This window comes from Mesoplasma sp. JKS002658, from assembly GCF_023566355.1.
In the GTDB taxonomy this organism is placed as follows: Bacteria; Bacillota_I; Bacilli_A; order Mycoplasmatales; family Mycoplasmataceae; genus Edwardiiplasma; species Edwardiiplasma whartonense.
On the sequence record NZ_JAKNSW010000001.1, the window covers coordinates 180,769 to 196,504 of the forward strand.

The 15,736-nt window shown below is 32.1% G+C and carries 15 protein-coding genes and 1 tRNA gene; 13 read left to right on the top strand and 3 right to left on the bottom strand.

The window, feature by feature from the left end:
* Positions 1–18 precede the first annotated feature (18 nt).
* The 6 genes from LD125_RS00890 to LD125_RS00915 are packed head-to-tail and all read left to right on the top strand — an operon-like array spanning position 19 to position 5,648.
* Positions 19–1,572, top strand: a complete 1,554-nt coding sequence (locus tag LD125_RS00890; RefSeq protein WP_250137580.1) for a hypothetical protein — start codon at positions 19–21, stop codon at positions 1,570–1,572.
* Positions 1,573–1,600: 28 nt separating this feature from the next.
* Positions 1,601–2,386: a PP2C family protein-serine/threonine phosphatase gene (locus tag LD125_RS00895; RefSeq protein WP_250136850.1), complete on the top strand. Its 786-nt coding sequence runs from the start codon at positions 1,601–1,603 to the stop codon at positions 2,384–2,386.
* A complete protein-coding gene (locus LD125_RS00900; RefSeq protein ID WP_250136849.1) occupies positions 2,370–3,440 on the top strand; it encodes a serine/threonine-protein kinase in 1,071 nt (356 codons plus the stop codon). The genes LD125_RS00895 and LD125_RS00900 overlap by 17 nt, the downstream gene beginning before the upstream one ends.
* A 9-nt stretch (positions 3,441–3,449) precedes the next feature.
* On the top strand, positions 3,450–4,361 hold the full coding sequence (gene rsgA, locus LD125_RS00905; protein ID WP_250137253.1) for a ribosome small subunit-dependent GTPase A: 912 nt from the start codon (positions 3,450–3,452) through the stop codon (positions 4,359–4,361).
* Positions 4,346–5,026, top strand: coding sequence for a ribulose-phosphate 3-epimerase (locus LD125_RS00910; RefSeq protein ID WP_250137579.1), 681 nt, complete (start codon positions 4,346–4,348; stop codon positions 5,024–5,026). Before rsgA ends, LD125_RS00910 begins: the two co-directional genes overlap by 16 nt.
* On the top strand, positions 5,016–5,648 hold the full coding sequence (locus tag LD125_RS00915) for a motility associated factor glycosyltransferase family protein (RefSeq protein ID WP_250137251.1): 633 nt from the start codon (positions 5,016–5,018) through the stop codon (positions 5,646–5,648). Before LD125_RS00910 ends, LD125_RS00915 begins: the two co-directional genes overlap by 11 nt.
* A 2-nt stretch (positions 5,649–5,650) precedes the next feature.
* Here the strand turns inward: LD125_RS00915 and LD125_RS00920 are convergent, their stop codons facing one another.
* On the bottom strand, positions 5,651–6,115 hold the full coding sequence (locus LD125_RS00920) for a hypothetical protein (protein ID WP_250137250.1): 465 nt from the start codon (positions 6,113–6,115) through the stop codon (positions 5,651–5,653).
* A gap of 78 nt (positions 6,116–6,193) precedes the next feature.
* Positions 6,194–6,278: transfer RNA gene (locus tag LD125_RS00925), tRNA-Leu, on the bottom strand.
* A gap of 63 nt (positions 6,279–6,341) precedes the next feature.
* Between LD125_RS00925 and LD125_RS00930 the strand changes: the two genes are divergently transcribed.
* Positions 6,342–7,145, top strand: coding sequence for a hypothetical protein (locus LD125_RS00930; protein WP_250136844.1), 804 nt, complete (start codon positions 6,342–6,344; stop codon positions 7,143–7,145).
* A 26-nt stretch (positions 7,146–7,171) separates the two neighbouring features.
* Here the strand turns inward: LD125_RS00930 and rpmB are convergent, their stop codons facing one another.
* Entirely contained in the window at positions 7,172–7,369 is a 198-nt protein-coding gene (gene rpmB / locus LD125_RS00935; RefSeq protein ID WP_250136843.1) for a 50S ribosomal protein L28, read from the bottom strand.
* A gap of 248 nt (positions 7,370–7,617) precedes the next feature.
* Between rpmB and LD125_RS00940 the strand changes: the two genes are divergently transcribed.
* From LD125_RS00940 to ptsS, 6 genes are all read left to right on the top strand, one after another.
* The gene (locus LD125_RS00940; protein WP_250137578.1) at positions 7,618–7,950 is read left to right on the top strand and encodes a hypothetical protein; all 333 of its coding nucleotides are present in this window, start codon (positions 7,618–7,620) and stop codon (positions 7,948–7,950) included.
* A gap of 48 nt (positions 7,951–7,998) precedes the next feature.
* On the top strand, positions 7,999–9,657 hold the full coding sequence (fakA, locus tag LD125_RS00945; RefSeq protein ID WP_250137577.1) for a fatty acid kinase ATP-binding subunit FakA: 1,659 nt from the start codon (positions 7,999–8,001) through the stop codon (positions 9,655–9,657).
* A gap of 75 nt (positions 9,658–9,732) precedes the next feature.
* Positions 9,733–10,761: a phosphate acyltransferase PlsX gene (gene plsX / locus LD125_RS00950; RefSeq protein ID WP_250137576.1), complete on the top strand. Its 1,029-nt coding sequence runs from the start codon at positions 9,733–9,735 to the stop codon at positions 10,759–10,761.
* Positions 10,745–11,470, top strand: coding sequence for a ribonuclease III (gene rnc, locus LD125_RS00955; protein ID WP_250137575.1), 726 nt, complete (start codon positions 10,745–10,747; stop codon positions 11,468–11,470). The genes plsX and rnc overlap by 17 nt, the downstream gene beginning before the upstream one ends.
* Positions 11,471–11,553: 83 nt before the next feature.
* Positions 11,554–14,532 (top strand): SMC hinge domain-related protein, encoded by a 2,979-nt coding sequence (locus LD125_RS00960; RefSeq protein WP_250137574.1) that lies wholly within the window; start codon positions 11,554–11,556, stop codon positions 14,530–14,532.
* Positions 14,533–14,610: 78 nt separating this feature from the next.
* The gene (ptsS, locus tag LD125_RS00965) at positions 14,611–15,717 is read left to right on the top strand and encodes a phosphate ABC transporter substrate-binding protein (protein ID WP_250137573.1); all 1,107 of its coding nucleotides are present in this window, start codon (positions 14,611–14,613) and stop codon (positions 15,715–15,717) included.
* Positions 15,718–15,736: the final 19 nt, after the last annotated feature.

The window sequence follows — 15,736 nt, forward strand, 5'->3', positions numbered from 1 at the left end:
TCAACGGGAGGTTTTTTTATGTTTAAAAGTTTATTCTTTAGTTTAGGATTATTCTCCACGCCTTTATTTTCTAGTATCGCACCAGTTGCTGACATCAATTTTTCTTTACCTTATCTTGATGACTTTATTCGTCCTGGTTATCAAGAAGATACTTATAAACTTAATAGCGAGGGTGAATTTAGTTCTACTTATACCAATAACGAGCAACACCTTTTTATTCATCACGGTTTATTAGCAACAACGACTTTTAAGTACACTAAACCACTTCAAGCTCATGAAACCAACTGCTATGGAGGAGGTGAATCGGGAATTAATGTTATTGACACTGCTTTTAAACCTTCGCAAGAAATTTGGGACTTAACTAAACACTTAATCAATTATGATCATTTAAGTTTTGAAGAGAAAATGGTTGATTTAAGTGATGAAGAGCAACAAGCAAATGATGAGAAAAAGTTTTTCCAGTTTAAAATTCAAGTTAATTTTGGTTTAACAATTAATGATCAAAGCTATAAATTTGTTGGAGAATTTACACCACGTTATAGTTATCAAACTGGCATTCTTACCAGTGTAGCTTATCAAGATTTCCCCAACTCAGCTCAAGTGATTTTAAACCAACTTTATCAAGCTCAAATTCACTTTGAACCATTTCTTTCTGTTCATGAACAAAAACGTTACACCGAGAGTGATTTGCAAGGACCAGGAGTGATGCCTCGGTTTTGAATCAGTGGGTGCTATAACTCTCAATATTTTGAAGATTTGCAAGTAAATGTTCCTTATAATAACGAAGTTTATGCAACCCTTACCACTAAAATTATTGCAATGTCTTTGTTTCACCTTATCAAAATTCTTGACTTTACCCATGCTCAACAAATCGAAATTAATTTAGAGTTTGACCCCACCAAACAACAACTTCCGATTGATAATCTTGATCTCTACTTCAAGATTGATAATTTTATTAAAAGTCATTTTAAAGCAAATTCTCCGATTCAACTCTGGTATGAAAATTTACGTACTCAACCATTACCTGTGTTCAACCATGCAAATAATCACACAACTCTTTGCTTGCCAATTTCTTTTAAAGAGGCTATGGGAAGTAGTAATTATCAACAAATTCTTGGTCAACCTTTGGTCAAGGTCAATATTTTTAAGAAGATTGATTTGAAAACAATTGGTTGACCAGAAGTAATTACTTATCAGACTCCAACGCAATTAGAAACAATTATCAACACTTTATTGGTGAAAAATTACCTATTACCCTCAGATGTTATTAGTAAGGTTATCAATAACAAACTATTTTTAGAAGGAAACAATGCTCAAGTTAGCAATAAAATAGAGATTCTTCTACATAAAGAAGAAACTTCATCACCTCCACCACTTGTCGAAGCGCCTTCTTTGATTCCTGATGATAGGAATAATCACAATGATCAACTTAATCCTGATTCTGAATCTACAAATTATAAAAACTCTGGTTCTAAAAATCTTGAATTATTGTGGTTGTTGTTATTAGGAGTTTTTGTCTGTTTGTTGCTGTTGTTTATCTGGTGACGAATTAAAAAGAAAAAGAAAAGATAATGGTAAAATAAAACTATACGAGGTAACTGTGAAATTCGAAGTAAGCAAAATTTCTGAAAAAGGTGATTTTAGAACGCAAAATCAGGATCGAGTTGATTATGCATTCAATAAGTATGGTCAGTTTTTAGCGATTGTTTGTGATGGGATGGGAGGTCATCCTCACGGTGATTTGGCAGCAGAAATTGGTTTAAATGAGTTTTTAGCTTTATTTAAAACGACAAACTTTGCTAATTTTAAAAGATACGAAATCAGACAATGATTAGAAGTTGTGGTACTGAAAATTCGGGTAAAAATGGAGATAATCGCCAACGATGATCAACAAAAATTGGCGATGGGGACCACTTTATCAGCACTTTTAATTGTTGATGGAAAAAATGGTTTTACTGTTAATGTTGGTGATTCAAGAATTTATCAGTTCTACCATGACAAATTAAAACAGTTAACAATTGATCAAAATTTGTATAATCAAACAAGAGCTTCTGAACGAAGAAAGATTAACCATCTTTATGAAGATGATCAACGGTTTAATCCTCGTCACTATTGAAAAATTTTAACCAGTGCTTTGGGGCCAGAAAAAAATATTCAAGTTGATGTTAAGCACTTAAAAAAAATTCGTGGTTCTTTTCTTTTAACTAGTGATGGAGTTCATGATTATATCAATCCTGAAGTAATTAAAAACGTTTTGGCGAGTAATGATGCTTTAGCACAGAAGGGAAAAAATTTAATTAATTTGGCCTTGACTGGAGCTTCGGCTGATAATTTATCTTTAATTATTTTAGAAGTTAGTGGTGAACAAAATGGAATTAAAAATTAATCAAGTAATTGATAGTCGGTACAAAATCATTAGCAAAGAAGGCAAGGGGGCTACTAGTTTAGTTTATAAAGTTCTTGACCTCACCAATAATGCCTTTAAAGCTTTAAAAATTTTAACAACAGCTAAAAATGTTGATGTTGCGTTTAAAAAAGAAGCAGGAATTTTGTCTTCGCTAAATTTTGAACATTATGTTACTCCGATTGATGACTTTGGAATCTTTACTTTTGAAAATGAAAATTATCCTTATATGGTTTTAGAATTTTATCCAAATAAAACGATTCAAAATATCGCTTCTACTAACACCTATTTGCTTTTTTCTAATAACGAATTAGAATATTATTTCAAACGAATTTTGCTGGGGTTAAAGGGGATTCATGATAATCAAGTGACCAAAATGATTCATAAAGACCTTAAGCCGCAGAATATTTTATTGAACGCAAAGTGAGATCCTTTCATCGCTGATTTTGGGATTAGCCAAGTTTTACAAACTGAAAAAAATACTTTGATTGAAGCTAGCGGAACACCAAAGTACATGGCTCCTGAACTCTTTTTAGAAAACAATTATGATAAAAACATTAACCAACCCTACTATATCGATATTTATGCAATTGGAGTGATGCTTTATGCTTATTCAACAGGAATGATTCCTTTTGAAAATTTTGATGTAATTGATTATCCTGAACAAACCCATAAGAAGGAAATTGCAACGCGTGATTTAAACTTATGGATGGATTTAGTTAAACCTTCAGTTTATAATCCTGAAATTAATCGTGCTTTAGAAAACGTAATCTTAAGGGCGATGGCGAAAGATTATCATAAACGTTATCAAACTTTAAATGAATTGATGGATGATTTTGACCAAATTGATAACAATAATTTTAAACCTTTTGAAGATTACAATACTCGTCCTAAAAATATTGAAAAACCATTAGTAACTTATGTTAGCAAGTTTAATCGGTTTTTAAAAATCTTTAACTGAAAATGATTAGTGATGATGATTTTAATCTTGTTGGTAATTGTTTTTGGTTTTGCATTAGTAATTAACTTAGTTTAGGAAAGCAAAATGATAAAAAAAGAAAAAGGAATGATTTTAGATATTGATAGTGATCAAAGTGAGGTTTTTGCTTTTGATCGTCAAGAAATCATTTCGTGTTATGCCAAAGGGAATTTAAAAAAGCTGACCAAAACTTTTTATGTTGGGGATTTGGTAATGTTTGAACACTTAAATGATCAAAGTGGTTATATTACCAAAATTTTTCCTCGAAAAAATACTTTATTTCGTCCTAAAATCGCTAATATTGACAATGTTTTACTCGTGAACGCTTTAAAAGAACCTTCGCTCAATACTTTTTTATTAGATAAGTATCTTGCTTTTTTAGAAGTATACCAAATTGAACCTTTATTAGTTTTTACTAAAAAAGATTTGTTAACAAATGATGACTTAATTTTTACAAAAGTTAAAGCTTATCAAGAAATGGGTTATACCACTTTTCTTTTAAATAATAATTCTCCAGACAAAAAGGTTTTGGGTGAAATTGAAAAGATAATGGAAAACAAACTTTCAGTTTTTGTTGGACAAACAGGAGCAGGGAAAACAAGTACATTGAATAATTTCTTAAGTTTTGAGAACCAACAAAGAACGAATTCTATTTCTAAAGCTTTAAATCGTGGAAAACACACAACCACCAAAATTCGAATTTATGTTATTAATCAAGTAATTTTTTTAGCCGATTCTCCAGGATTTTCTGCATTTGATTTAAAAGGAATTAGTTTAGCAGAATTACGTTCTGCTTTTCGGATTTTTGAAAAATATCAAGGCGAGTGTAAGTTTAATGATTGTTTACATTTAAGTGAAAAGGGATGTATGATTAAAAAAAAGGTTGAAACCCAGGATATTCCGTTGTTTTTTTATGAAGACTATATCAAAATTGCAGAAGAAGTACAGAAAGAGGAAAGTTCATGGCAGAAATTATAATTGCACCCAGTTTGTTAAGTGCGAATTTTATTAATTTAAAAACTGAAATTGAAAGTTGTTTAGCAGCTGGTACTGATTGAATTCATTATGATGTGATGGATCGACACTTTGTTTCAAATTTAACTTTTGGACCCAAAATTTTAAAAGATATTGTCAGTGAGTTTCCGCAATTAAAGTTAGATCTTCACTTCATGGTAGAAATTACTGTTAATCTTCAAGAATATTTAAAAGAGTATTTTGCTTGTCAACCAAAATCAATGACAATGCACATTGAATCGCTAAAAAAGAAAAGTAATATTCATCAATTTATTGATGAATGCCACTTTCATGGAGTCAATTGTACTTTGGCAATTTCACCGACCACAAAGATTGTTGAGGTCGTTCCGTTTCTGGACCGTTTGGATGGAGTTTTGGTCATGAGTGTAAAACCAGGTTTTGGTGGTCAGACTTTTATGCCCGAGGTTTTAGATAAGATTCGATTTTTAGATGCGTTTAAGAAGGATAAAGCTCTGAATTATGATATTCAAGTTGATGGAGGAATTAATTTAGAAACTGGGAAGCTTGCTTTTTTAGCAGGAGCAAACCAATTTGTAGCAGGAAATAGCTTTTTTGAAAGTAATCAAAAAAAAGTCTTTGTAGAAACATTCATAAATTATGGAAAATAAAAAAGTTGTTCTAATTGTTACCACCACCACCCAACTCAACTTTGATCGTTATAATAACGAACAATTTTTTATTATCGGTGTTGAACGGGGATGTTTGGACTTAATTGAAAAGAAAATTAAACTTGATTTAGCAATTAGTGATTTTGATCAGGTTCTACCAGAAGAATTGGTCTTAATTAAGGATTATGCTTTGCAATTCACTAAACTAAGTTTTGATAAGGATTGATTAGATGGTTTGGTAGCACTCAAAACAGCAAGAGAACTTTTCCCTCAAGCACCAATAAAATTTGTATCTAAACCAACTAAACGTTATGATATGAACCTTTCAATTCTTGATATTATGAATCAATATGACGATGTAGAAATTTTTAATGAACATTCTCTGATAAAAAAAATCCCTGCCGGTACTAGGGAAATTAACTTTAATAATTTTCAAGAAATGACTTACTTATCTTTCTTTAGTTTAAAGAATAACAATCACCTTATCTTAGAAAACTTAGCATATCCCTACCAAGGAATTTTGGACGTTTTCTCTACTCGATGCATTTCTAATGCTTTCATTGCTTATCAGAATCCAAAGATTAGTAACAGTGAACCTTTGGTAGTGATTATGAGCAAGTAAACTTAAGCTTTTGCTTTTCTTTTATTAATTTTGTTAGATTCTTTTAAACGAATTTTAGCTTCTTTTAAGTTAATTTCGTTTTTTCTTTTTTTCAAAATAGTTTCGTTAAGTCGAATTTTTAATTTAGCTTCTTTCTCATAATCTCGAACTAATCTAGCTTTACGAATCGCTTGTTTGATACTTTTTTCTCTCGTTCTAGAAATCATATATTCTGCTTTAGCAATTTTAAATTCTGATTTTAACTTCGAATTTCACTCTGCTTGTGATAAGGCACTAGTATAGTTGGTGATTTCATAAGTATCAGGTTCTGCTTCATTGTTTATTTTTAAAAAAGTTTTATCCATGATTGCTTGTTGACGCGCATCAGCTAAAGCAGCCTCTTTAGTTGAATAGATTCCGTTTTCATCTTCAGTTACATATAAAAGGTTATCGTCTTCGTTCTTAATAATTGATCATTTTTTATCCATTAAATCACTGACCTCGCTATAGATACATTTTACCATTTTGGAACAAAAAAACCGGTCGTGAAACCGGATAAAATACAATGGTGCCCTCTACCGGGGTCGAACCGGTACGAGTTTCCTCGTTAGATTTTGAGTCTAATGCGTCTGCCAATTCCGCCAAGAGGGCATAGTCTTATTATATAGAAAAACCAGCTATTTTTATAATATAATTTCGATATGAGGCTCTAAAATGCGATTACTTTCCTACTTTTTTTTAATTCTTTGAATTGTTCTCTTCCCAGTAATTGCTGGAGTAGTTTCTTATAGTACTAAAGATGATAGTTATTACTACTTGGCGTTGATTTCAATTGTTTGTGTTTTTAATTTAATTTGATTTATTTTGAATAAAAATAATCCAAAAATGGATATCGTTAGTAAAATTGGTAGTTTATTAGTACTAAATGTTTTTGCTTATTTTTCGATCAAAAAAACTTATGAAATCAATAAGGTTAAAAAGGCACGCAAAGTTCAAGAAAACCATCGTTATGTTTTTCCTGTCAACCATAAACAAACTAATGTTGAGGATAAAGAACCACAAATTGAAGACTTTGATTTTGATTTTACTGATGATGAATTAAAAACTTTTAAAATCAAACAAGACCAAAAGTTACAAAGAGTTCAAGAGAAAGAAACTATTAATCAATTAAACAACGCTTCAATTGAAGCTAATCGAAAAATTATTTGAGGTTTTGGAGTTTATCTTTTGTTTTTAATCTATGAACAAACTCCAACAATTACCAATACTTATGAAATTATTGAAAGTTATAAAACGATAGTTAATGATCCTAAGCAATTGACTAAAAATATTCATGAATTTTCACTTCGCAAGGATTTAAAGGAATTTATTCCTGACTATAATCAAAATAGTCAGGTGGAAACAGTTTTACTTGAAACTCCAAGCACAGAGTTTAAGGTTGCTTTAAAACAAGATAGAGTTGATATGGAAATTAAGGCTAAAATGAATACGACTGTTAAAAAAAATAAAGCATCTTAAGATGCTTTATTTTTACGCTTGTAATATTAAACTAACTTTTCAGTTTTTTTAAGAGTTCTTAAAGTACGAGTAGAAACCTTAACTGTTTTAATGTTTCCTTTTTCGTCTACTACTTTAACTTTTTGCAGGTTTAAGTTTCATTTTCTTTTTGTAGCATTTAATGCATGAGATCTGTTGTTTCCAGAAAGCGGACCTCTACCTGTTAAAGCATCTTTTCTTGCCATTATTACTCACCTCTCCCTTAATCTGTATTTTAAAAAAATTTAAACCCGTAAAAATATTAAAACACATAGGTTATTGTAAATAATTTTCTGTATATATGCAACCAAAAAGCGTTAATACTTATTTTAAAAAATCAAAAAAGCTCTGTAGAAAGTTTAAATTAAATATTTCACAATGAAACTTTTATAAATATAATAGTTTTAGACACTCTCTAAAAATATGTTAAAATCAAGGAAAAGAGGTTCATTAAATGATAACTGATATTGATGAAAATATTTTAAAGATTATCAAGAATGCTGTTGTGACGGTTCCGGGTGTTGCTTCTTTTGCTGATTATCATAATACTACTACTCCATCAGTTGGTAATGACAATTTGGCGACATTAGATATCGATAAATCAATTGAGTTATTAACCGCTGAAGTCTCAAGATTCAAAATTCATGTAATTTTAATCAGCGGAATAAACATTAAAGATGTAATTAACGAAATTCAGATCAGAGTTAAGTACGAATTGGAAAAAAGCAACAAGTTTACAAATAAATACTTAGTTGATGTGATAGTAGAAGGCATTACTAACAACTAATATTAAGCAATAATTAAGACTGTAAATAGAAAAAATAAGGTGGAAACAATGGACAAAGTTGAATACTTGAAGGAAATGATTTTAAGCGGTGTAAATAATTTACATAATAATTATCCGCATATTGATAAATTGAATGTCTTTCCTGTTCCTGATGGTGATACAGGTACAAATATGAACTTAACTGCAACTAATGGTTATAGAGATATTAAGGATAAAAAGTTTCAAACAATTGGTGAAGAATTGTCAGTCTTTGCGCGTGGGTTAATCATGGGCGCTCGTGGGAATTCAGGAGTTATTTTTTCGCAAATTGTTAAAGGTTTTTCTGTAGGGATGAAAGATGCTACTTTATTAAATCCTGGTGAATGAAAACAAGGATTAATTAAAGCAAGTGAAATTGCTTATCAAGCAGTAATGAAACCAGTTGAAGGAACCATTTTAACAGTTATTCGTGAAACTGCTGAACAAGCCAATGGTTTAGCAGATGATCTTGATGACAAGGAGTTTTGAACTCAAATTTGCCAATTTGCCAACACCTCTTTAGATAATACTCCTAACTTGTTGCAGCAATTAAAAGATGTTGGTGTGGTTGATTCTGGTGGTTATGGTCTGGTTAAATTCTTTGAAGGAATGAGTTATTATGTCCAAAACAGCAAAATTGTTGCAGAGTTACAAAAGTTAGAGGTCAACGATGGTGGTAACTTAGATATTGATTTAGAAGACGTTGAATTTGGTTATTGTACAGAAACAATTGTTGATTTAAGTTCAAATTATGTCAATAAACTAAAAGTTAACACAATTCGTGATCAGTTACAGTTGTATGGTAATACTTCAATGGTTGTGATTATTGATGATGATATTTTAAAGGTCCATACCCACGCTTTAAATCCTGGTCAAGTTTTAACCTTTTTACAGCAGTATGGAGACTTTAGAACTGTTAAGGTTGAAAACATGACCTTACAATCAGATTATCAAGTTAAGGGTGGTAATCCCAATGCTAAAAAAGGGTGAAGTGAATCTTCAACAGTATTGAAGGAGCGAAATTTAGTTAACCAAACAGCAACAATTGCTGTGGTGCAATCAGAAGAACAAAAAGATTATTTTGAAAAAGAACTAGGAATTGATTTAGCGATTAATGCGGGGGATAAAATGAATCCTTCGACCAATGATTTCTTAAAAGCAATTCGCGATGTTGATGCAAAAAATGTTTTTATTCTTCCGAACAACTCTAATGTTATTCTCGCAGCTCGCCAAGCTGAAAAAGAAGAAAAGAAGTCAAAAGTACTAGTAATTCCAACCAAAACGATTCCTCAAGGAGTTAGTTCAGCACTTTCTTTTGAACCAGGTGGAAACACTTCTGCTAATGTGAAAAACTTAACTAAAGCAGTTAAGAATGTCATTTCTTTCTCAATCGCCCAAGCTGCTAAAGACTCAGTTTCTGATGGTGTTGATGTTAAAAAGGGTCAACAAATGGCGATTGTTGATAATAAGATTATTGAAACACAACCTTCAATTCGTGCGGTTTTTGAAAAAAGCCTTTCAAAATATATTACTAACAAAGTTGAAATTTTAACAATCTTTGTAGGTCAAGATGCTGATACAAGCAATGTCAATGATTTACGCAAGATGTTAGATGAAGATTACAATATTGAATATGAAATTGTTGATGGTGGCCAAAAAATTTATACCTTTATTATTGGAATTGAATAGATAAAATTCAACTAAAAGATGTCGTCGTCTTTTAGTTTCTTTATAATGTATCGTTAATAGATAGGAAAAATAAAAATGATTAAAATTGCTTTTGATGTCATGGGCTCAGATAAAGGTTCAAAGGTTGCGCTTGAAGCGGGATTGAAGTTTTTATCGACTCATGATGATTTAGAACTAGTTTTTTATGGTGATGAAACTGAAATTAAAGCGCATCTTTTTGCTTTGAAAAAATACAAGGTTGACCCGGTTCGTTATTCAATTGTTCCTACCAATGAAGTAATTGATGTTCATGGATCAATTTTAGACGTTCGTCGCAAAAAAGATGCTTCAATTGTACGTGCTTTAGAAGCGGTCAAAAATAATAGCGTTGATGCGATGCTCACAGGAGGACCAAGTGCTGCTTTTATTGCAGGAGCACAAATTATTATTGGTAACCTTCCTGGGGTTAAACGTTCGGGATTTATGCCTACAATTCCTTCTAATGTTGATAACAAGGTTTTGTTATTATTGGATGCTGGTGCTAATTTAGAAAATAGTCCCGAAGAATTATTGCAATATGCACAAATGGCAACAGTTTATTCTCGCAGTGTTAATAAAATTGAAAAACCTTTGGTTGGTTTAATGAATATTGGTGAAGAAGAGGGTAAAGGAAAAGAGTTGCAAAAAGAAGCATATAAACTCTTAAGTGCTGATAAAAGCATTAATTTCTATGGTAATTTAGAACCTCGCGAACTTTTGGTAGGAAAAGTTGATGTCTTAGTCACTGACGGATTTTCAGGAAATATTGCCTTAAAAACTGCTGAAGGGGCTGCAAAAAGTATTTTTAGAGAAGTTAAAAACCAAGTTAAGAAGTCAATTTTTAGAAAAATGGCACTTGTTGGAATGATTCCTACCTTTAAAGCGATAGCTAAAAAATTTGACTATAAAAATCATGCAGGAGCAATTTTGTTAGGAATTAATGGGATTGTTTTTAAATCACATGGTTCAAGTGATGTGCGTTCGTTTGAAGCAACTTTACGGATGACTTATCAAGCAGTGAAAAACGAAGTTTTAGTTAATTTAGTTGAAGGAATGGATAAACAAAATCATGACCAAGAAAATTAATTCATCTAAGTTTGAAGACTATTTTGAAACTACTTTTCAAATTAAAATTAATGATCACTGTTATTATGATCAAGCTTTAACCCATAATTCTTATGCTAATGAAAATAAATTAGACTATACGTATCAGCGGTTAGAATTTTTAGGTGATGCAATCTTGCAAGAGTATATGTCGCTCTACTTTTATAAGAACAATCCCAGAGTTGATGAAGGAAAGCTTACTAAAGAGCGTTCTAATGCTGTCCGAGAAGAAACATTAGCAGGAGTGATGCGCAGGATTGGTTTGAATCGTTATATTCGTTTGGGTAATGGTGAGATGGCAAGCGGAGGAAATGATAAACCTTCAATTCTTGCTGATGTTTTCGAATCAATCACAGCAGCAATTTATTTAGATAACGAAGCTAATGGTAGTGCTGATCAAGTTATTAAACAATGATTAAAACAAACTTTGATTACCTATATTTCCCAAAGTGAATATCTTGAATCAATCAAGGATTATAAATCCGAACTTCAAGAATTAATTCAAGCAGAAAATCGTAGTGATTTGCAGTATATTGTTAAATCGCATCACCCAGTTGAAAATAATAGTATTGAGTATATAGTCGAAGTTAAGTTGGACGGACAAGTTTATGGTGAGGGAACGGGTCTTTCTAAACAAGCTGCTGAGCAACAAGCGGCTAAAAATTGTTTAGAGAAACTGAGAAGAAAATAAGAGAGTAATTATAAGAAATTAAAGACGAACTAATTGTTTTTAATTCAATTATTAATACTGATTACCACAAGGAGGTATAATCGATGTTATTTTTAAGAACACTCTATGCATATGGTTTTAAATCATTTGCCACCCCAACCACTCTAGACTTTACCAGTGAAATGATTGGAGTTGTTGGTCCAAATGGATCAGGAAAGTCAAACATCACTGATGCAATTCGTTGAGCATTAGGAGAACAAAGTAATAAGTCGTTACGGGGAAAATCAATGGATGATATTGTTTTTTCTGGTAGTGTAAACAAAGCTGCGTTAAATAATGCCAAAGTTAGTTTGACTTTTAGTAACGAACGCAACACTTTTAGCACCCTTGATGCTGATGTGGTTGAAATTACCAGAACTTTTGACAAAAAGAAACGTGAAAGTGAGTTTTTTATCAACGGTGAAAAGGTTAAATTACGTGAAGTTCAAGAATTAGCACTTGAAACTGGTCTAACAAAGTCATCTTTAGCAATTATTTCCCAAGGAACGATTACTAATTTTGCTTCTTCACGTCCCGAGGATCGTCGGGAATTATTTAACGAAGCTGCGGGGGTAGCCAAGTATAAAAAACGTAAACAAGAAGCTTTAAATAAATTAATTCATGCTCAAGAGAATCTAAACCGGTTCAATGACTTGGTTAGTGAAATTAGTAAACGTCTCCCTTCGCTGGAGCGCGCTGCTAAAAAAGCAAAGATTTATCAAGAAAAGTCTAAAGAATTAGCAGAAATTGAAATTGCAATTATTCAAAAAGATTTACAAATCTTTTTTGCTCGAGTTGAAGAAATTAATGGTTTATTAAGTGATACTAACCAAAAGATTTCTGAATTAACTAAAGAAATTAATGGATCTGATGATGAATTTAAAAGTCTTGCAACCCAGTTAAACGATTATGAACAACAAAATGCTAGTCTTCAAAACGATATTAATCAACTAAACCAACGTTTAGTTGATTTACGAGTAAAAAAGACCCAGGCTGATAGTCGTGAAAGTCAAAAAAATGCGAATGTTAATGATGATGTTTTGCAAGCAACCCGTTTAAAAAAAGAGTATCAAGAAAATAAAGTTCGTTTGGAAACAGAAGAAGGACGAAGTCAACAGTTAAATGCTGATATAACCAAAGAACGCGAACAAAACGATTTATTAACCCAACAATTTGATGCAATTGTGAAAAAGATTGACCAAATTCGGAAAAATGTTAACCAGTTAGAAGCAAGAATTAGTTATGAAAATAACCACCAAACTACTAACCGAACTGCTCAAGATTATATTATTCAAAACAAGAGTCGGATTGGGGGAGTGATTGGAAAATTAATTGATTTAGTTGAAGTTGATAATCAATATCAAGAAGCAATTTCAGTAGTTTCTGCACAAAATATGTTTTCAGTGGTGATGGAATCAAGTCAAGCAACAAAAAACGCCCTTGAATTTTTAGACACCAACCGCTTAGGAAGAGCAACATTTCTCCCCCTTGATACTCTTGCTCCAACCACAATTAGTGGGGTTAACCGTAATGTCATTGAGCAAGCTCCAGGATTCTTAGGGTTTGCTAACGAGCTTGTTAACATTCAGTCAAGTTATCAAAAAGCCTTAGATTATGCTTTGGGAAGTGTAATTGTAGTTGATGATTATGATCATGCTCTTAGTTTGGGTCGACAAATTAATTACCGTTATAACATCGTCAGTTTAGATGGTCGTCGCATTATGCCCAAGGGAGCAGTTCAAGGTGGTAAGGGACGGAATAATAATATCTTTACTAGACAGACAGTTAATAACCTTGAAGAGTTAAAAAAACAGGTCGAAGAGTTAAATCAAACTGAAGAAGTTGAAACTAAAACTCTGAATGAATATCGCCAAGCTCGAGACAAAGTCCGAGAAAACATTAACGAACTCGAAGTATCAATAAGATCATGTTTAGCAACAAAACGTGATTTAAACAGCAAGTTGCAGTCTTTAAATGATGATTATCGTTTGATTACTAAAACCAACATTGAAGGAGGTATTCGTGAAGAGAGTGGTGAGAGTGAATCTTTGAAAATTGCTCGTGAAATTAGTAAGATGCAAAACCAATTGGTAGAAAAGCAACAAATGGTTAACCAAATTATTGAAGCACGAACTAAGTATGCTGCTCGTCAGGCTTCTTTAAGTGATTTAAACCAAGAAAAACGCCAGGAGTTAACCCAACTAAAAGATTCAACTGCAGTTTGACGGGTTGAAGAAGGGAAGTTAAGTGAACGAATTCAAGGTTATACTGAGCGTTTGTTAGACAAGTACAACTTAACTCCTGAAGCAATTTTAGCTCCAGATTATGTGGTAGTTTCAATTGAAGATGAAGATGCTGTTCGTAGTCAAATTAAGCAATTAACTGCTGATTTGACTGGATTAGGAAACGTTAATTTAGATTCGATCCAAGAATATGAACAAGAGAAAGAACGTTTTGAAACTTTTGATCGAGAACGAAAAGACGTGCAAAGCTCTGTTAATAACTTGAATAAAATTATTCAAGACATGGATGAAAGCATGGTCAAACAATTCAAAGCAGTCGTTGATGAAGTTAATGCAGCCTTGCCCCAATCGTTTGCAAAATTATTTGGTGGAGGCAGTGCTGCTTTAGTTTATACTGATCCAGACGACTTATTAAATACAGGAATTGATATTAAAGTTAATCCTCCAGGCAAAAAGATTACCAACATTAACTTGCTTTCTGGTGGGGAAAAATCTTTGGTTGCCTTAAGTGTTTTGTTTTCAATCTTAAAGGTTCGTCCACTTCCCTTAGTAATTTTAGATGAAGCTGAAGCTCCTTTAGATCCAGCTAATGTCGAGCGTTTTGCTAAGTATATTAAGAATTTTACTGATGATACTCAGTTTATTGTGGTGACCCATCGAGAAGGAACAATGGAAAATTGTGATGTCTTGTATGGTGTGACTATGGAACAAAAGGGAATCACTAAAATTGTTAAAATCAAGTTAAACCAAGCAAAAGTTCTGGTTGATGCAGAAGCTGGTTTAGAGCGTCCTGAAGTTTAGTCTGCTTTTCTTTTTATTGGAATTCTATATAATTAACAAAGATAATCATTGGTTTATTGCCTAGAATAAAGGAAGTAAATGAGTAGAAAAGCTGGCATTCTTTTAAGTGCGGTGTTTGCAATCTTAGTTATACTTTGAATCTGAACACTTGTAGTTCCAAAAGATAGCATTAGCATCGGAGGATCAACTTCAGTTGACCCGTTAATGCAACGTTTAACAAATGAATACAAAAAAACAAGTAAAGAAAGTTTTATTTATGCCTCTTCTGGATCACAGGGAGGGATTAAAAACATTGAATCAAATGCTTATAAAATGGGGTTTATTTCTAAAGAAATTGCTGCTGATGACACATCAATTTCTTTAGTGGAAAACGGAAAAACTAATGGCTTAACCTCTGATCTTAGTGATGAAAACCAAATTGCTAGTTATTTACAAAATACTCGTGGTTTTGGTGATCAAAAACATAAACTTCAAATTGCTCTTGATGCAATTATCATTGTTTATCATGCACCAACTATCTTTAATGAGCAGTTTAAAGAACGTTTTACAATTACAATTGAAAACCAAGTGGTCGATGTTGCTTCTGAAGAGTTAATCAAATTAATTTATGATAAAAATCCTACTTGGGATAAAATTGCTACATCTTTAAGTCGAGCCCAACCACTTGATGGAGATCAGGAGGTTATTGCCAAGTTAGCAAGCGATCGTGAAAACCAATTAAAAGCTTTTTCTCGTGAGCCAGGTTCAGGAACAAGAAACTCTTTTGAACACCAAATGAAACTAGATTCAGATTTAAGTTCAACGACTAATTCTAGTGTTTTGAACTCGAATGGAATGATGTTTCAAGAAATGGCGCGTGCTTCATCTTTTGGTTATCTTTCTTTAAACTATTTAGATGCTGTTAAGGAAAAAAGCGATTTGAACTTATTGACAATCAAGGCTAATGGAACTACTTATGATCCATCCCAACTAGAAGATTTTACTGATTATCCTTTAACTCGTCCTTATATCGGGTTATTTAAGGCTAATTTAGATAGTAAACTTTTAAACAAAATTGCTGCTTTCATTGCTTGGATGGTATTAGCACAAAAAGATGTTGATAGCATTCCTGCTTTACAGTATAAAAAAGAGGGTTTGACCCCAAGATTTGGTTTGGATGGAGTGGAGTATGAAGTCAATGCTTAAGATAAGAAAGAAAGAAAGA